Origin of the sequence: Thalassospira sp., from assembly GCF_048059015.1 — a bacterium.
Classification (GTDB): Bacteria; Pseudomonadota; Alphaproteobacteria; order Rhodospirillales; family Thalassospiraceae; genus Thalassospira.
Genome location: NZ_JBLLNT010000004.1, coordinates 263,009 through 280,595 on the forward strand (window position 1 = coordinate 263,009; position 17,587 = coordinate 280,595).

The window sequence follows — 17,587 nt, forward strand, 5'->3', positions numbered from 1 at the left end:
GATTTTGAAATCAGGAATACCATTGAAGTGTGATACACGCTATTTTGACGAGTGCGAGATGACCTCACCTCACACATAAAGCGTATTATGTCAGTATTTCACAATATTCCATTAGAACTTCGCCAAAGGCTAGAGGAAGGTAAAGTAGTACTCTTCTGCGGCGCTGGCATATCAAAACAGGCTGGATTTCCGACCTTCTGGGAACTCACATCAAAGGTCTTGGAAGAGCTTATCCCCATAGAGGACCACGCTCCTGAAAATCCCGCTCGACTTGCGCTTAAGGCCGACAAACTCGACGAAGCTCTCTACATTGCAGAACGTGATGAGTTATTTGGTTGCGGCCCCTTAATGCGGCAAGAAGTTGTAAAACAACTATCTAAACGCGCTAAAAACCTCGATAGCCATACAACGCTGTGTCGCTTGTCAGACCTAGATAAGAAGCATGGGCGGCTTGTGACAACAAACCAAGATGAACTTCTTGAAAAAGCACTCAAGAAGTTAACAAAAGGCATCAAGCCGAAGCTTAAAAAGCACATTGATATTGCCCCCAGCCTCCCCCCACCTAAGCCTGACACATGGCACAGTTTGCTTTATGCGCATGGGAGGATAAACAGCCCAGCCGATAGTGGTAACAACCAAACTCTGGTACTGACTACTGCAGATTTCGGCAGTGCATATCTCGTAGAACGTTGGGCTAGCAAGTTTGTAACGGAGCTATTCCGTAACTTTACCGTTATGTTTGTCGGTTATAGCCTAGAAGACCAGACAATGAATTACCTCGTAAGGGCTTTGGCGGCTGAAGCTGAGGGTAACTTTAACTCAGCGTATGCATTTACGCCTTATTCTGACACAGCCTCGGATACCCCCCAAAATAGCGATGACGCCATAGCCCGGTGGAAGAGAAAGGGGATCACAGCAATACCTTATGATTGTTCTAGAGGACACCACGAACTTTGGGAGGGACTGAAGTACTGGGCCGATTTTCATCGCGGCGGCAGAGATAAGCGGCAAAGCGTTGCAGCACACTATTGGACGAAAGATCCGAAAACCATCCCCCCCGAAGAAGTACAGTTCTTCATGTGGGCTTTGAATGACGACACAGGTGAAGTCATCCGAAACCTGACTAACGATAGCGCGGACATCGACCAACCAGCGCTGAACTTGACATGGCTCCAGTTCTTTGAAGAAGAAGGGCTTCTGTCACTACCGCTAGAACAGGGCTGCTCACAAGTCAAACTGGCAGGACGATCAATTTCTGATCACTTGCAGATCAGTCAAGTCACATCAGCACTCGCTGCTTGGATTGCCAAAAATATTGATAAGCCTGAGACATTGAGATGGGCGCTAGAAAATGGTGGCGTAATCTACCAATATTTGCGCTGGCAAATTAATGATGTTCTGGGTAACCGCAATGTCGAACCGGGAAAAAGCCTTCCCGCCGGCCTAGTGCAGATTTGGTCTCAACTCGCCAATGGCACATACGCGCACGCGCTAGCCTCAAAATTGAGAAGTGATTTTGTCTATCGGATTCCATCTACGAAAAACACAGCCCAACTTCAACAGAGCTTTCTCGATTTACTTGATCCCATTTTGTTTTTTGAACCGTTAACCAGTTGGGATGATGGATCTCATCGCGAAGATGGGAGCCCTCAGAAGTACTGCCGAATATCCACTAAGCTGATTGGCTTCTCGCATAAAACTGACTTAATTGACTGGATCAAGACGCTCTCGAACACCGAAGGAGGGCTAGGGCAAATTGCTGAAGAGCTTTCTGCGAAGTTACTGCGCGCTATGCATCTGAGACAGGCATTCGGCTTAGCTAAAGAACACTCAGATGACACGTTTATCGATTACCGATCGATCAGCCAACATGAACAGACAGAACATTCAAACACATGGACAGTACTCATCGAACTTACACGAGACGCATGGTTCTCTCTGGAAGAGAGTGATCCGGAAAGAGCGGAATCTCTAGCAAAGCTCTGGGCGTCTTGGCGGTATCCCGTTTTTAAACGACTAGTACTTCATGCCGCTACTGGAGGGCACGATGCTTGATCCTTCTATAGCCATTGAATTGCTCCTAAGCGGATCTCCTCCCACACTCTGGAACACTCAAACCCAACGTGAGACATGCCGATTTCTGCGCATTCAGGGGAAATCTTTGAATGATGAGCTACTCAATAAAATTACGAGTGCGATTGTTAACGGACCGCCTCGCTCAATGTTTCGCGAAGACATCAGCGACGCAGACTGGCATAGGAGGAAAGATCGGGAAACTTGGTTGCTTCTCTCAAAATTGAACCAATCTGGTGCCGAACTTCCAGAAGATGCAAAATCATGCCTTATGGAAATAATCGCGCGTTACCCGGAGTGGAAACTTGATAATAGTCATTCCGAGGAGTTTCCATTTTATGTCAGCTCTGGCTGGAGAGAGCGCGAAAAAATAGACATTGATTTTGACCAGTTGTCATTGCTGGACCTTCAGAAATGGGCTTCAGATGAAGAAGCACGTAGGTGGGACTTGGCTGGTTGGGACAAATACTGTGATCATAATCCTGAAAATGCACTCGAGCGGCTGGTTGATCTTTCAGAGTTTAGCGCATTCCCCAAAACAATTTGGGACGTAGCATTGTGGCGCTTCACAGAAAACAAAGAGTTCAGCAAGAAAAATAGTGAACGCTTAGGGACCGCAGTCCTCAACCTTCCATTAGATGTAATCGGTCACATACATGTTTCCGCAGCCAGATGGCTGAAAGCCACTAGCTCCGAGTTAAGCGAAGCTACATTGCTCAGGGTATGGAAACATATTTGGAACGGCTCGAAGTCTCAGCATGAACAAGAAATACCAACTATTAATACACCGCTAAATCATGGCTCCGGTATCCTAGCAGATGTCTTGATTTCATCCCTCGCTTCGGATCATCCGAGTGTGAGAGCTAATGGCACCTACGATATACTCCCGAGCTACCAAGAGCTTCTGGACTTAGTTGCATTGGACAACTCTTATGGGGCCCGACTGGCCCGATTATCATTGAGCAACCAACTTCTATACCTTTTCCGATTAACTCCAAAATGGACTAGAGAATGTCTGATCCATCGAATGAACCCTGCTTCTGCAGACTTCGATGAAACAGTATGGACGGGTTATTTATGGAGCGCGAACATATCCGAAGACCTTCTAAAAGAAATAAAACCCTCCTTAATAAAGGTACTCAAAGAGCCGCAACATTTAGTCGAGAGTGACAGGCAGCGTGCTGTCGACTTGTTCATTATTGTAGCAATTCCCCCTAGAAAATCGCTTACGACCGATGAAGCTAGAGCTGTACTTGATACATTCTCGGCTGAACAACTTTCAGATGCCGCACGTGCTCTTTCAAGAATGCAAGCAAATGCAGGTAACAAATCTGATACGCAGTGGACAGAAATTGTCGGTCCATGGTTCTCAAAAGCGTGGCCCAAAAAGGTGGCGGCACAGAGCTCCGATGTTAGTGACAACCTAGCCTGGATGGCAATTGAGTCAGGCAGAGCGTTCCCAGAGGTCATTGAAACTATTAAAGACATATTAGTCCCCGTGAATAGCGCGGGCGTACCGCTGCACCGCCTAATGGACAGTGGCTTACATAGGGATTTTCCGATTGCGGCAAGAAGTTTGGTAGCGAGAATTGCCCCTGACCCGAATGCTGTACTCGGGAATTCTTACGCAGCAGTTATGAGTGAGATAGAGGAAAACTTACGATGAGGCCTTCGAATAACTAGCCTTCTCGTTCTCAAACGCTTCGATCATCAAATCCACATCAACATCACGACGGATCGCCAGTCTCAGCGCATTGAGGATCGCGATGATATCGATGCCTTCTTGCAAAAGCGCCCCAGCAACCGGGGTAATATAGCCCGCTGCGGCAAAGCCCATGGCAAGGATTGATAGGACCATCCCGCCGATCACGCTTTGCAGAAGGATGCGGCGCATGGCCATGCTGATGTGAAGGAGTTCGTCGACTGTCACCAGCGATGCTTCGGGGATCACGGCCCCCGCCGCATCAGCCGTCACCGCACTTTCCTTGCCAAAGGCGATGCCGACGGTGGCGACGGCGAGTGCCGGGGCGTCGTTGATGCCATCGCCCATGAATAATGTCGGGGCCTTGGCGGCCTCATTGCGCACGATGGCGACTTTTTGTTCCGGGCTTTGCGAGGCAAGGCTTTCCTTGATGCCGAGCAGGTCGGAAAGATAGCTGACCTCGCTTTCGCGGTCGCCCGAAAGCAACATGACCTTTTTGAAATGATGGATCGCGCCCAGATGACCGACGAAGCTTTCGCCCTCTGCCCTTGGTGTATCGCGAAAACGGAAAGTCGCGCCGTATTTACCGTCGACCAGCACGACGCATTCCAACCCCGCTGTGGTTTCCGGCAGGAGTGCCACGATATCGGGATCGGATTTCATTAGCTTGGCGCGATGGGTCACCGCGACTTCATGCCCATCCACCTTGCCACTTAACCCCTGCCCCGGTTTTTCCGAGGCGTGATTAACCTCATCAAGCGGTAGTTTGCGGTCCTGTGCCGCAGCCAAAACCGCCGACGCCAAAGGATGCTTGGAATAGCGTTCCAGACTGGCAGCAAGGCGCAAGACAAGATCGCCATTAAACTCCGGACCGGACAAGATATCGACTAGTTCCGGGCGGCCATAGGTCAACGTCCCGGTCTTATCAAAAATTGCCGTTTGGCAGGTCGGCAAACGTTCCAGAACCGTGGGATCACGAATGACGATGCCGCGCCTTGCAGCAATCGAAATCGCACTCATCACCGTGATCGGAATGGCGATTAAAAGCGGGCATGGGGTCGCCACCACAAGGACGGCCAGAAAGCGCGATGAATTGTCACTAAGATATCCAACGCATATCGCAAACAGCAATGCGGCGGGGGCAAACCACGCACCGATCTGATCGCCAAGGCGGCGGATGCGCGGGCGTTTTTGTTCGGCCTCGGCCATCACATTCATGATCTGGGCATAGCGGGAATCACGCGCGCGCTTTTCCGCCCGGATGATCAAAACCGCCTCGCCATTGATCGCACCCGAAAGCACTGCCGTCCCCGGCGCCTTGGCCACCACATAGGGCTCCCCGGTCAGATAGCTTTCATCCATGCTGCCATGGCCATCAACGACAATGCCATCGACCGGGGCAGTTTCATGCGGAAAGACCGCGATCAGATTGTTGATCGCGACATCATCAAGGGCAATGTCCGTGATCGCGCCATCAGGGTCTTTGCGATGGGCAACAGCAGGCATACGCCGCGCCAAAGCATTAAGGGCCGAGGATGCCTTGCGCATGGCAAAGCCTTCAAGCACCTGCCCACCGGTCAGCATCAATATGATCAGGCTGGCCGCCAGATATTCGCCAAGCAACACCCCGGTGACAAAGGCAATGGCAGCAAGGAAATCCGCCCCCATTTCACGGCGCAAAAGCTTGATCAAAAGCTGTGTCAGGATCGGCACACCACCAATGACAAACAGGGCAAAAAGCGGCACGTCGGCAGTGCGCCAATCGCCCGCCATTGCTGTCTCTCGCCCCAATCCCCAAAGCGCAAAATGACCAAGGATCGCAAGCAGGGTCGTAATCAGGATGAAACGGTTAAGGACTGGCGCGCCAAGCAGCGCGTCAAACCGTTCAAGAAGCTGATCAAAGGGACGATCTGCCATGGGATGCTCCGTACATGATCACATTATCATGCCGGAAAATTCAGGGTCACACTAGAAGACAGATCAATATGTTGGCGGGATTAAACCCGCGCCACCTTGCCCATCGCCATCGACACCATCAGATAGCTAAAGCCCGATGACAGAAGGTTAATCCCAAGCAATAGCCCAATCGCCCAGGTCGCAGAACTTGGCAGTTCGGCAAAGATCAGAACACCGGCCAGAATGGCAATCGCACCTGAAATCATAAGCCATTTCCAGCCCGGAAATTGTTTAAGCCAAAGCCCCATGACAAGCTCAAACAGGCCATGCAGGATAAAGGCAACGGCAAGCAAAACGGTCAGCGTGACAATCCCGCCAAGGGGCAGAAACGCCAACCACACACCAATCACGCCAAAGATAACGCCCTGGATGATATCAACCCCGCGCCGTGTTGGCGTATCGGCATTCCATGCACCGTAAAAATGACCCAGTGCGCCAATGATAAACAGCCAGCCAATCACGGTTTTAAAGGCAATCGTCGTGGCAAAGGGAAAGGCCACGGCAAGCACGCCAAGGACGAGCATGATCACACCGACATTGCGAAGCCGCTTGCGCCCCTTATCCAAAAGGCCGCGCATTTCCGGCGTTCCGTCATTCACCACCAATGTCATGATTTCATGCTCCTGCCTGTGCCTTGGCCCAACAGCTTCAACTGGAAATTGCCGTAAAGCTTAGCCCATCTAACGCGCAGCGAATAGAAGAAGTTCCCTATTCACAGGCCCTTGCCGCGGCAATCAAGCGGTCGGCCACGGCGCGCACCGCCGGGCGTTGTTCATAGGATGGTTGTACCAAAAAGGTCGCAAGCGGGCTTCGAACCGGCGCAAAGGGCAGCATGATCAGATCATGGTTTTCAATCGCACGCCGTGAAAATGGCAGGCGCGCCAATATCACGCCAAGCCCGGCATCCGCCGCACATAGCCCGACACTGTAATCCTCAAACCGGCGATCAGATGGCTTTTGCCGATATTTCACACCATGCTCGCCCAGCCAATGCCGCCAGCCGGTCGCGTCACTATCATTTAAAAGCGGCAGGTTTGATATCGCCTCGGCATCAAGTTTTTTGGCATCCTGCCCGGCCAGAAGTTTTGGGGAAATCAGGGGCACCAGATCATCGGAAAACAACAGTGTGGATTTGGTACCCTGCCACTGCCCCTTGCCGCAACGAAGGGCGATATCGGTTTGCCCGCCTTCAAAATCGGCCAACCGTTCAGAAAGCTCCAACTCAAGCCGGACATTCAGATCACGCTCGATATCAGGCACCAGTTTCAAAAACCAGATCCGGGCATAGGATGGCAAAAGACTGATGCGGATCACATCCGGCCCACGGCGCTTCCGCCAGGGCTGTGCGCCTTGTGACAAAAGGTCAATCGCACCTTGGGCATCGCGCAAAAACCTCTGTCCATCGGGTGTCGGACGCACACCCCGGCCATAACGTTCAAACAGATCATAGCCCAACCACTGTTCGACCTGTGCGACATGGCGGCTAATCACACTATGGGTCACACCCATTTCATTGGCCGCCGCCGAAAAGGAGCCATTGCGCGCCGCAGCCATCACCGCGGGCAACAGGGTAAGGGGAGGAAGGGATACGTCATTGCTGTGCGCCATATGCACATCTGATCCCCAAGCTATGTTCTATGTCAACATCTTTGATCGCGCTATCAGCATGGTCAGACACAAATTCTGACGGATAAAACAAAGGTTCTGGTCATGTTTTCACGCGCCACACTTGGCCTTGCATCTGCCCTGATTACGGTTCTGGCTTGGGCCGCATCCTTTCCGCTGATCGGCGTTGCCCTGGCCGAACTTGAACCCATCCCGCTGGCTGCTGTTCGATTTGCGCTGGCGGCCTGCCCGGCTGTGATCTGGTTGGCCATCACACGCCCTGAAATGCCAAAGCTTGTTGATCTTGCCCGCCTTGGCCTTGGCGGGGCATTGGGGATCAGCATTTATAACTGGCTGCTTAATACCGGGCAGCAAACCGTATCGCCCGGTGCAGCAAGCTTTATCATCAATACCTTGCCGATCTGGACGGCGCTGATGGCAACCTTTTTCCTGCGCGACCGGTTCGGACTTGGCGCGTGGATTGCCACGATTGTCAGTTTTTCCGGCGTGATCCTGATTGCCTTTGGCCAGCCCGGCCCGATGACATTTGGCAATGGCAGCTCATTGATCCTTTTGGCATCCATCCTGTCTGCCACCTATTTCATATTGGTGCGTGGTGTCATTGCCCGCTATGGCCCGGGCACTTGCACCTGCTGGACGCTGATTACGGGTGCCCTGTGGCTGACGCCCTGGTTGCCCGATGGCATGGCACAAATCAGTGTCGCGCCAGTGTCGGTGATCTCAGCCGTTATGTTTTTGGGCTTGATATCTGCATCGCTTGGCTATGCGACCTGGAGCTACGCCATTGGTCATTTCGGCCCGGCATTGGCCGCGAACTTCCTCTATCTCGTCCCGCCGATTGCCATCGCCCTTGCATGGAGTCTTAGCGGCATTACGCCCGATATTCTGACCATTCTTGGCGGCATGGTGGCGATTACCGGGGTCGTGATGTTACGTCTTTCGATGGCTAGGTCGGCCCGTAAGGCAGCCGCCTAAACCAGTGTATGCCGGGCCCAGCCCGGCATATCAGAATGATTATAAAGAAATACTGATAACTGGTTCACAATACGAGGCTTTGACACACGGGTTTCAAGGGTTTATTCAAAATCCAAAGAACGGAATATGTTCTTGTCTTTGAAGGTGGAACGAAGCCCGTGTATTTCACGCCCCTCAACTGCTTGGCTGCCAGACGCACGCTGTCACTTTGTGTGGCGTGGCTGTTGTTGGTCAACGCGTTGCTGTTTGGGTTCATGCATGCGCCGGTCGCCATGGCGGCCGAGCCCACCGGCGCAATCAGCGCCGATGGCTCCCAGAATTACGTTCCCCTGATCATTTGCACCGCCAACGGTATCAAAACGATTTCGGTCCCGGCCGAACTTGCCGAAAATGGTGCGCCATCCCCGCACAGCTCGGATGCCTTTGACGGCTTCCAATGTGCCAGCTGTGGCCTTGGCAATCATGCGGTCGGCATGCCCGTAGAACCGGAATTGCCGGTTATTCACCGCATCAAGCTTTCAAACACGGTCACAGCCCTTCACATCACCGCACGCCTGCACGACTTCTGCCCGATTGCAGCGTCCCCGCGTGCGCCGCCCTTTTCCATCTGATCTTCGTTTCCAATCAAGCACGATGGGGCTTTAACGCCACACGTGTATCTGTTGCCTATTGTGCTTGAGTTTGTCTTGCGACTGGAAACGTGCGTGTGCCCGCCCATCCAGGCACATCCCCGGACACTATCCGGGCCCATAGACTGGTGTCGGTACGCGACCCCGCAAATGCCGCGTATCTGTAAATTTGCCAATGGGGGAATTCCCATGAACAAAGATGACGCCTTACTCATTTTGGAAAAACTCGCCGAACCTGCCGCTCTTAACCTGCCATCCGATGCCAGCATCGGCCATCACGCCGAAGATCAGGCCTATGTCTATTTGCTGGCAACTGGTCTTGCGCTTCGGTGCAAATATACCGAGGACGGCGAACGACAGGTCTGTCGCGTCTATCGTCCCGGTGATCTGATCGGGCTTGAGATGCTGGCCGTCACCGATCCGACCCTTGTGATCGAAACGATTGCCCCATCGGTGATCAAACGCATCCCGATCAAACGGGTGCGTCTGGCACAACAAAATGACCCACGCACGCAAGCAGCGATCATGTCGCTTCTGGCAAGCGAGGTCATGGATGGTCAGCAGCTTAAGATAAGCTTTGGCACAGGATCGGCCATGCGCCGCATTTGCCGGTTCCTGCTTTGGGCGTCAAACAAGGATAGCGTCGCCCTGCCCAACCGTGAAAAGCTTGGCAATATCATCGCGACCACGACCGAAACGGCCAGTCGCATGATCGCCAATCTGAAACGTGAAGGGGCACTCTCAAAGAATCCTGTCATGCCATCGGTGATGAAGATCAACCGTGACAAGCTTTGCAAGGCCGCGGGCGAGCCCCAACATCAAACGGCAGCCTGAGACAGTCTTTGCCCAGAACATCAAAGGCGCATCGGATCACCCGGTGCGCCTTTATTCTTTGTCATCAATGCGGACCAAAACAGCCGTGATTAGTGCCTGGAAGAAACCTGATCGAGCGGGAATTGCGCCGGGCTGATTTTATTGGCCTTAAGCAGGTTTTCCATATCGGCCGCGGCAATCGGCTTGCTGAAATAGAAGCCCTGCACTTCGTCAACGCCTTCGGATGCGATATGTTCAAGCTGGGTTTCGGTTTCAATGCCTTCGACATTGACCGCCATGCCAAACGATCGTGCCAGGAACACCACGGCACGAACAATGGCTGCATTCCCGTCAGAACTGTCGATATCAATGATGAACGACCGGTCGATCTTGATCTTGTCCACCGGGAACCGCTTTAGATACGCCAACGATGAATACCCGGTGCCGAAATCATCAATCGCAATGCGAATGCCCTGATTTCGAAGGATGCCAAGGGTGATGGCCGCTTCGCGCGGGTTATCCATAACAGCACCTTCGGTCACTTCAAACTGCAATTGGCGCGGATCAAGGCCGGATCGGGACAGAACGTCGCCAACGCTTTCAATCAGGTCCTCATGACGGGCCAGTTCAAGCGGTGACAGATTGACTGAAATGGTCAGCTCACCATAGCCCGCATCGCGCCATGCTTTGGTCTGTTCGCAGGCGCGGTTCAAAACCCAACGGCCAATATCGGCAATGATGCCCATACGTTCCGCCACCGGGATGAACTCAACCGGGCTAACCGGGCCGCGGGATGGGCTGAACCAGCGGACAAGTGCTTCCATACCGACAATACTATGCCCGCCAATATCAATGATCGGCTGATAGAAAAGCTCCAGCTCGTCATTTTCAATCGCATGGCTCAGATCGCGTTCCATCGCCTTGCGTTCCTGGACCTCGACCTGCAATTTCGGTTCAAAGTAATGATACCGGTTGCGGCCTTCGGCCTTGGAGCAGTACAGCGCCAGGTCGGCATTACGCAGCAGGTCTTTTTCATCGCGGCCATCTTGCGGATACATGCAAATGCCCACCGATGTGGATGCCTGCACTTCGTTGCCATCAAGCATGAAGCGTTCGGATACCCGTTCGATCAAACGCTGGGCGACAAAGGTAACTTCTTCGATCGAGCCCGGCTCGTGGATCAGAACGGCAAACTCGTCCCCGCCAAGACGCGCAACCACGTCCTCGTTGCGCAGGCAGACACGCATGCGCTCGCCCACTCCCTGTAAGAGTAGGTCGCCGATAGGATGACCAAGTGTGTCGTTGATGTCCTTGAAGTTATCAAGATCGAACATCATCAGCACGAAATTGCGCCGTTCGCGTTTGCTGCGTTCAACCGCATGCGCCAGTCGTTCCTGGAAAAGTGTGCGGTTCGGAAGTCCCGTCAGCCCGTCATGATGGGCAAGGAACTGAATGCGCGCTTCGCTGCGTTTACGGTCGGTAATATCGGTAATCGATCCCTCGATCACGGTCGGGCGGCCCTGATCATCACGAACCAGACGGGCATTTTCCTCGACCCAGATGATCTTGCCATCGCCCCGGCGAAGTTCGGTCTCAAAGCCCTGGATCATGCCATCGCGCAACAAGCGCCCGGTCAGGCGCAGGCGGCTTACCGGATTAAGGTAATGGCTTTGCAGATTGTCGCGCTGTGCCAGAAGCTCATCAACGGAATCATAGCCAAGAATGGATACGAAGGCCGGGTTGGCGGACAATACCGGACCCAGCGGGGTGCTTTGATAAAGCCCCTCGGCCGAGTTTTCGAAAATTCCGCGGAATTTTTCTTCGGCGTGGCGAAGCGCCCGCTCGACCGCAAGCTTTTCGGTCACGTCCTGCCCGATGCAAATCACACCGGCAACATCGCCATCTTCGCCAAAGTGCGCGCGTGCATTCCACTGCAACAATCGTACTTCACCGTCGCGACGCTTGAACGAGAAAACCTCATCCTTGATGATTTCACCGGAAAGCAGGCGGCGCACAGCCATACGAACCCGTGCGCGGTCTTCTTCGACCAGAAGGAAATCAAAGAAGTTCTGACCCGCAGCCTCCATCCAGGAATAGCCAAAGGTCCATTCGCATTCGCGGTTATATTCAAGAATGCGACCCTCGGAATCAAGGAACATGATCACACTGCCAGCGGTCTGCACCAGCGCGCGATAACGTTCCTGACGCCGACGCAGGTCATATTCGGCCTGACGGTTTTTGGTGATATCTGTGATGGTCACGCTATAGCCCAGCAACCCGCCACCTTCGCCGCGAATTTCGGTCGCGTTAAAGCGCACCCAGATTTGACTGCCATCTGCACGGCGCATCTCAATATCACGTGCATGCACGCCCTTGCCCGATGCCAGATCGCGGCGCAACTGCAACCGGTCGGCATCATTGGCATAAAACGTTTCGGGGCGGCGCAGATAGGCCTGAATAACTTCGCGCACGCTGTCATAGTTAAACAGGGTGGCGGCTTCTTCGTTTACATGCGTGATCGTGCCTTCGGCATTAAGCTCGATAATGCCATGCACCGCATGTTCAAGAGCGCGCTTATAGCTTTCCTCGCGGGTCCGTTCCTGTCCGAACAGAACCACATAATCCATGCCCATCAGCGGCATGCATTGCCATTGGAAGAAACGCTGGCCGTAATGGACCGTGCGCGGACCATCGCCATCAAATTGCGGACCATCCTGATCGACTAGTGCGCGCTGATCACCGGGATGGGCAAGATCAAAGGGTGTTGTAAATCCAACTTCAAGGGCGGCCTGTTCGGCGGCCGAGTTGGCACAGCAAAGCGCGCCCTGACGATCAAATATCAAAACCGGCTGCGGGGAAATCAGGCTGCCGATGCCAGATGAAACATCGTCTTCCATCACCAGAATGCGGATATAATCGGCCTCGCCAAGTGTCAGCCTCCAACCAAACAAAACCAGCATCTTGCCGCGATGTTCGGCCGAACGGTTTTGATATCCACCCGTTTTCAGAATGTCGTCGGTCAGTTCCGGAAGAAGATGGGCAAGGCACCCCAGGCCCGCGATGTCATGCCACTGATTTTCATCAAGGGGCGGATCAAAGCAGGGGCTCCATGGAGAATTGACAAGCAAACGCCCCCCGACAGGATCATAAACTCCTGAGGGCATACGCAGGTGGCTGATCAACGCCGCCAGTGTGCTGACGGAATTGATTGCGTTGATGTCTCCCATATCCGCTTTGATCGTCATTTTCGTTATCGCTGCGCGACCATAGCTGTTACCCCATGCAGTGCAAAGGCAAATTTTCTCCCCGTGACAGCATGGAGCCTATTATTTTTGGCTATTCATTTGTAACGCTGTCTTTTTATATTTTTTGCTGATCGCACGCGCATTTTTAAGCGCGGTTAACTCCCAAGGTTAACTCCCCTGTTAACGCCTTGGGCGACCGGCGCAAACACAATGACCGTGATTTCACTACGTATTCATTAAAATCCCGAAAATTTAATCGCTTAACTGTTGCCCGGCGATGGTTATCGTCTTACCATCGCATCACTCGGTGGTTGTCACACTGCATGATCAGAAACGTCAAATGTCCGGATCAGCAGCATTTCAGGCAACCATTCTGGAAAGGAGTAACCAACGTGATTTCGCATCAGGACGCCTTGATCTACACAATGGTTATGGTTTCGGCCGCGGATAATGACATTACCGACGCCGAGCTTTCCGCAATGGGACGCCGGGTACGGTATTTGCCGATCTTTGCCGGGTTCGACAATGACGGCGTGACAAGTGTCGCGCGCGATTGCGCAAGCCTTTTGGGCGAAGACGATGGCATGGACCGCGCACTGGACATGATCCGTGACGCGCTGCCGCGCAAATTGCGCGAAACCGCTTATGTATTTGCCTGTGAAATCGTCCTGTCTGACAGTGAAATCAGCCAGGAAGAACTCCGCATTCTTGAATTGCTGCGCCACCGTCTCGATATCGACCGGTTGGTCGGCTCTGCGATTGAACGCGCCATGGCGGCGCGTTATGTCCGGCCCGGCGATTTTTAAGACGCAATCAGGCCAACCCGTTTTTTCAGCATTCCCGGATCAGGCATGGCCGTCTGATATGCATCGTGACCAGCCAAGCGCGACATCATTTTGAAATCGCAGCTTCCCTGACCGTCACAATGTGCTATGGCCTAGCCGACAAATTGCGTGTCCGCAGGCCAGTTGGGCTTGCGCGCATGGATGTTTCGATCAACCTGTTGTTGACCATCGCCAAAAAGGGACTGCTGTCATGACCGCACTATCCGGGGAAAATATCGCCTTTATCGGACTTGGACTGATGGGGCGTCCGATGGCGCTGAACCTTGAAAAGGCGGGCGCGATCCTGACGGTCAACACGCGCAATCCCGAAACGCTAAACGCATTCGAGGATCTGGGCATTGCAACGGCCGGCACCCCGGCTGATGCGGCGGCTGAAGCCGACATCGTCATCATCTGCGTTGCCAATACGGTCGCCCTTGAAAACGTCCTTCTGGGCGAAGACGGCATCATTGATGGCATGGAAGAAGGCACCATTGTTGTCGATATGGGCACCACCGCGGTCGACGCCACGCGCCGCTTTGCCGATGCGGTCGAGGAAGCCGGTGGCAGCTGGATTGATGCACCGGTTTCGGGCGGCACCCACGGAGCTGAAAACGGCACCCTTTCGATCATGGTCGGTGCGGACAAGGAGGATTTCGAACGTGCACGGCGCGTATTTGATGTTCTGGGCGCACGTGTCACCCATGTCGGTGATGTCAGTTCCGGCCAGATTGCCAAGGCTGCCAACCAGATGATTGTTGGCATCACGATTGGTGCGGTTGCCGAAGCCTTTTCCATGGCCGATGAAGCCGGTGTTGATCTTGCCAAGCTGCGCTCGGCCCTGACCGGTGGCTTTGCAGATTTTGCCATTTTGCAGAAACACGGCGAACGCATGATCGAACGCAATTTCGAGCCGGGCGGCAAGGTCGTGACCCAGCGAAAGGACCTTTATCAGGCGCTTGAATTCTCCGAAGGGGAACTGGGCCTTGAACTACCCTTCTCACGCCTTGCCATGGAACTTTACGACGAAGTCATTGCCATGGGCGATGGCGATCTCGATCACTCAGCCCTGATCAAGGTTTATGAAGAAGACTGACACCCAAAAGCCTGAGCTTACCTCGGTTCTGACATGCCCTGAATGCGGGCATGTCGAAACCGAAACCATGCCAACAGATGCGTGTCAGTATTTCTATGATTGCAAGGGATGCGGGGCGGTTTTGCGTCCGCTTCCCGGTGACTGCTGCGTTTATTGCTCATACGGCACCGTCCCCTGCCCGCCGGTTCAGATCGACGGGAAGAATGGCTGCTGTGGCTAGCGCCCGAACAAAATTCTAGCCCGGCTTGTGACTGCCCATCCGATACAGATAAAGCCGATCCGGCCCCGCTTTCATCGGCACTTCGCCAAAGGCCTGCCAACCCGGAATGGCAAAGCCGCGTGATATCACCACACCACCATCCCTCATGCGTTGGGACAGCACATCACCAACATCGCCCATCACGCGCGGATCGATAAAGCACACCACGACATCACCCGGATCACGATCAAGTTTGCGAAAATCCGCCCGGATCAGTGTCAGGTTCGGCTTGGCTGCCAAAACAGCACGCATGCGGCTGATCGCATAGGGCACAGGTGAAAGCTCGATCCCGGTCACCGACACATCGGGACGTGCACGCGCAATGGCAATCACAAGGTCGCCCCAGCCCGATCCAAAATCCGTGACGGCCTTGGTATCAGCGGGTATATAGGCGATGATTTCAGCCGCCGCCTTGCTCAAGGTTGGCATTGGCACGGCCTTTAGTCTGATTGCATAAACCGCAATCAGACCCAAAATAATCACCACCAGAACAAGTACGGATAAATCGGTCATGGGCCTTTGATATATGATAGGGTCCGACCAACCACTCGTGCCACAAGGCTACGTGTGCTGCAAGTTACCTAGGGTCCAAACTCATTCAAATGATAGATCCGGCAACTGATATGAGAGAAAAAGCAAGGAAAAGCCCGCATATTGGGGTGATCCCCAATCAAGGGATTTGACGCAGAGGCTTTCTCTCATATCAGTTGTCCTTCGGATCACTCGAATTTGTACGGGCTACTTTGTCGCAAAATCTTGAAAGATGCATATCTTCCTGCGATTTTGCTTCTCATATCCGCACAAATTCGAGAGACCGGAACGGTCATTTGAATGAGTTTGGACCCTAAGTTCAAAAGTTAGAAGACATGAGCCAAGACGAAAACGAAAACCGCATCACCGAGCTCGAAATTCAGCTCGCCCACATGGAAACCGTGATGAGCGATCTGTCTGACATGATCAAATCCCAATGGGATCGGATTGATGTTCTGGAACGGCGCAATAAATTAATGTCTGATGATATTAAACGGATGATCGATTTTCTCCGTACATCACCAGAAGACGACGCTCCACCGCCGCACTATTGATCCCAAAGGGCTTTGCCCAAGGGATGCCCACCAAGCCAAACGCGGCTCGCCAGAAAAAAGCGAAAATGACGTGACCAATCTGTATCTCGATATCCCCGTTTTCGACGATTTCGCACAGGTCCTTGATGGCGATGTCTATCACCCCTTACCAGACGATTGGTGGGTCGGTACGTCAGACATCGTTGGTTCGACCAAGGCGGTTGCCGCGGGTCGATATAAGGACGTCAATATGGTTGGCGCATCGGTCATTTGCGCGGTTAGCAACGCCCTTGGTCATTCCGATTATCCCTTTATCTTTGGCGGAGATGGCGCAAGCTTCGCCTGCCCGCCCGATCACATCGATGAAGTCCGCGAAGCCATGGCTGCGACCGCGACGTGGGCGCGCGAAACCCTTGATCTGGAACTGCGGGTCGGGTTGACAAAGATTGCCGATATTCAGGCAAGTGGCCGCACCGTGCGCGTGGCACGCTATGCCGTCTCCCATCCGGTGTCTTACGCCATGTTTAATGGCCGTGGCCTTAAATGGGCCGAAGATCGGATGCGTGAAGGCGTTGGTGTGATTGAACCTGCTGCCCCCGGAACCCGACCGGATTTGACCGGTCTTTCATGCCGCTGGTCACCAATCAAGGCTGATGGCGATGATCAGATCATGTCGATCATTGTTCAACCCGATGATGACCGGGCAAAGTTTGACGCGGTTGTCGCCGGATTGCTTGAAATCCTTGATGACGGTCCACGCAAAAGCAGCCCCGTGCCGGCTGAAGGTCCCGATTTTGCCTTTCCCCCGCCCGGGCTCAAGCTTGAAGCACGCGCGACCGAACATAAGGAAGGCGGCTATATCAAGGCCTGGCTAAAGGCGTTTTACATCTCCTTGATCGCGCTAATCCTGATGAAAACCGGCTGGAAGCTCGGCGATTTTGATCCAAAGCGCTATCGCGATTACACCGGCTATAACACCGATTTTCGCAAATTCGGCGATGGCCTTTGGATGACGATCAATTGCAGTGCCCAACGCGGGGCTGAAATTGATGATTACCTGCGTGCGGCGGAAAATCGCGGCGACATTCATTTTGGCACGCACCTTCAGCGCACAGCGATCATGACCTGCATCGTGCCGTCGATCACCAATGATGCCCATTTCCATTTCCTTGATGGTGGCGAAGGTGGCTATACCGCAGCGGCATCGGTCTATAAGGCCAAGATGAAAAAACAGTTGGCCAATACGCCCACACCGGCACATGCGTAAAATGCATCAATGATCTTGCATTGATAGATTTATTGCATGACAGGGCAATTTGCCGGAA

General features: G+C 53.3%; 15 protein-coding genes. 10 read left to right on the forward strand and 5 right to left on the reverse strand.

Annotated elements, in window-relative coordinates:
• Positions 1-87: 87 nt before the first annotated feature.
• Together ACMZ66_RS07785 and ACMZ66_RS07790 are read left to right on the forward strand one after the other, a co-directional pair.
• Positions 88-2,055, forward strand: coding sequence for an SIR2 family protein (locus ACMZ66_RS07785; RefSeq protein WP_416936060.1), 1,968 nt, complete (start codon positions 88-90; stop codon positions 2,053-2,055).
• A complete protein-coding gene (locus ACMZ66_RS07790) occupies positions 2,048-3,739 on the forward strand; it encodes a hypothetical protein (protein ID WP_416936062.1) in 1,692 nt (563 codons plus the stop codon). Before ACMZ66_RS07785 ends, ACMZ66_RS07790 begins: the two co-directional genes overlap by 8 nt.
• On the opposite strand, the gene ACMZ66_RS07795 is transcribed toward ACMZ66_RS07790, so the two are convergent.
• The 3 genes from ACMZ66_RS07795 to ACMZ66_RS07805 all read right to left on the reverse strand — a co-directional run bounded on the left by ACMZ66_RS07795 (position 3,731) and on the right by ACMZ66_RS07805 (position 7,339).
• A complete protein-coding gene (locus ACMZ66_RS07795; protein ID WP_416936064.1) occupies positions 3,731-5,692 on the reverse strand; it encodes a heavy metal translocating P-type ATPase in 1,962 nt (653 codons plus the stop codon). The two genes, ACMZ66_RS07790 and ACMZ66_RS07795, sit on opposite strands and share 9 nt — an antisense overlap.
• An 80-nt stretch (positions 5,693-5,772) precedes the next feature.
• Entirely contained in the window at positions 5,773-6,342 is a 570-nt protein-coding gene (locus ACMZ66_RS07800) for an HdeD family acid-resistance protein (RefSeq protein WP_416936066.1), read from the reverse strand.
• A 97-nt stretch (positions 6,343-6,439) separates the two neighbouring features.
• Positions 6,440-7,339 (reverse strand): LysR substrate-binding domain-containing protein, encoded by a 900-nt coding sequence (locus ACMZ66_RS07805; RefSeq protein WP_416936068.1) that lies wholly within the window; start codon positions 7,337-7,339, stop codon positions 6,440-6,442.
• A gap of 102 nt (positions 7,340-7,441) precedes the next feature.
• Between ACMZ66_RS07805 and ACMZ66_RS07810 the strand changes: the two genes are divergently transcribed.
• The 3 genes from ACMZ66_RS07810 to ACMZ66_RS07820 all read left to right on the forward strand — a co-directional run bounded on the left by ACMZ66_RS07810 (position 7,442) and on the right by ACMZ66_RS07820 (position 9,795).
• Complete coding sequence (locus tag ACMZ66_RS07810) at positions 7,442-8,332, forward strand: DMT family transporter (protein ID WP_416936070.1); 891 nt, start codon at positions 7,442-7,444, stop codon at positions 8,330-8,332.
• Positions 8,333-8,490: 158 nt separating this feature from the next.
• Positions 8,491-8,943 (forward strand): DUF2946 family protein, encoded by a 453-nt coding sequence (locus ACMZ66_RS07815; protein WP_416936072.1) that lies wholly within the window; start codon positions 8,491-8,493, stop codon positions 8,941-8,943.
• 207 nt (positions 8,944-9,150) lie between these two features.
• Positions 9,151-9,795 (forward strand): Crp/Fnr family transcriptional regulator, encoded by a 645-nt coding sequence (locus ACMZ66_RS07820; RefSeq protein ID WP_416936074.1) that lies wholly within the window; start codon positions 9,151-9,153, stop codon positions 9,793-9,795.
• 89 nt (positions 9,796-9,884) lie between these two features.
• Here ACMZ66_RS07820 and ACMZ66_RS07825 read toward each other — a convergent pair whose 3' ends face one another.
• A complete protein-coding gene (locus ACMZ66_RS07825; RefSeq protein ID WP_416936076.1) occupies positions 9,885-13,019 on the reverse strand; it encodes an EAL and GGDEF domain-containing protein in 3,135 nt (1,044 codons plus the stop codon).
• A 392-nt stretch (positions 13,020-13,411) separates the two neighbouring features.
• Here ACMZ66_RS07825 and ACMZ66_RS07830 point away from each other — a divergent pair, with 392 nt between their 5' ends.
• From ACMZ66_RS07830 to ACMZ66_RS07840, 3 genes are all read left to right on the forward strand, one after another.
• Positions 13,412-13,825 (forward strand): tellurite resistance TerB family protein, encoded by a 414-nt coding sequence (locus tag ACMZ66_RS07830; protein WP_416936078.1) that lies wholly within the window; start codon positions 13,412-13,414, stop codon positions 13,823-13,825.
• A 121-nt stretch (positions 13,826-13,946) separates the two neighbouring features.
• Entirely contained in the window at positions 13,947-14,939 is a 993-nt protein-coding gene (locus tag ACMZ66_RS07835; protein ID WP_416936080.1) for an NAD(P)-dependent oxidoreductase, read from the forward strand.
• Complete coding sequence (locus ACMZ66_RS07840; protein WP_416936082.1) at positions 14,926-15,159, forward strand: GDCCVxC domain-containing (seleno)protein; 234 nt, start codon at positions 14,926-14,928, stop codon at positions 15,157-15,159. The genes ACMZ66_RS07835 and ACMZ66_RS07840 overlap by 14 nt, the downstream gene beginning before the upstream one ends.
• 15 nt (positions 15,160-15,174) lie before the next feature.
• Here ACMZ66_RS07840 and ACMZ66_RS07845 read toward each other — a convergent pair whose 3' ends face one another.
• Entirely contained in the window at positions 15,175-15,711 is a 537-nt protein-coding gene (locus tag ACMZ66_RS07845) for an SAM-dependent methyltransferase (RefSeq protein WP_416936084.1), read from the reverse strand.
• 353 nt (positions 15,712-16,064) lie between these two features.
• On the opposite strand from ACMZ66_RS07845, the gene ACMZ66_RS07850 reads away from it, so the two are divergent.
• Positions 16,065-16,283, forward strand: a complete 219-nt coding sequence (locus tag ACMZ66_RS07850) for a SlyX family protein (protein ID WP_416936086.1) — start codon at positions 16,065-16,067, stop codon at positions 16,281-16,283.
• A 70-nt stretch (positions 16,284-16,353) separates the two neighbouring features.
• Positions 16,354-17,529, forward strand: a complete 1,176-nt coding sequence (locus ACMZ66_RS07855; protein WP_416936088.1) for a DUF3095 domain-containing protein — start codon at positions 16,354-16,356, stop codon at positions 17,527-17,529.
• The last annotated feature ends 58 nt before the right edge of the window (positions 17,530-17,587 follow it).

Bases quoted from the DNA above. Each gene is read 5' to 3' on its own strand.
- ACMZ66_RS07820 (WP_416936074.1), top strand. From the start codon at position 9,151: ATGAACAAAGATGACGCCTTACTCATTTTGGAAAAACTCGCCGAACCT.
- ACMZ66_RS07825 (WP_416936076.1), bottom strand. From the start codon at position 13,019: ATGACGATCAAAGCGGATATGGGAGACATCAACGCAATCAATTCCGTC.
- ACMZ66_RS07785 (WP_416936060.1), top strand. From the start codon at position 88: ATGTCAGTATTTCACAATATTCCATTAGAACTTCGCCAAAGGCTAGAG.
- ACMZ66_RS07805 (WP_416936068.1), bottom strand. From the start codon at position 7,339: ATGGCGCACAGCAATGACGTATCCCTTCCTCCCCTTACCCTGTTGCCC.
- ACMZ66_RS07800 (WP_416936066.1), bottom strand. From the start codon at position 6,342: ATGACATTGGTGGTGAATGACGGAACGCCGGAAATGCGCGGCCTTTTG.
- ACMZ66_RS07795 (WP_416936064.1), bottom strand. From the start codon at position 5,692: ATGGCAGATCGTCCCTTTGATCAGCTTCTTGAACGGTTTGACGCGCTG.
- ACMZ66_RS07790 (WP_416936062.1), top strand. From the start codon at position 2,048: ATGCTTGATCCTTCTATAGCCATTGAATTGCTCCTAAGCGGATCTCCT.
- ACMZ66_RS07810 (WP_416936070.1), top strand. From the start codon at position 7,442: ATGTTTTCACGCGCCACACTTGGCCTTGCATCTGCCCTGATTACGGTT.
- ACMZ66_RS07845 (WP_416936084.1), bottom strand. From the start codon at position 15,711: ATGACCGATTTATCCGTACTTGTTCTGGTGGTGATTATTTTGGGTCTG.
- ACMZ66_RS07850 (WP_416936086.1), top strand. From the start codon at position 16,065: ATGAGCCAAGACGAAAACGAAAACCGCATCACCGAGCTCGAAATTCAG.
- ACMZ66_RS07840 (WP_416936082.1), top strand. From the start codon at position 14,926: ATGAAGAAGACTGACACCCAAAAGCCTGAGCTTACCTCGGTTCTGACA.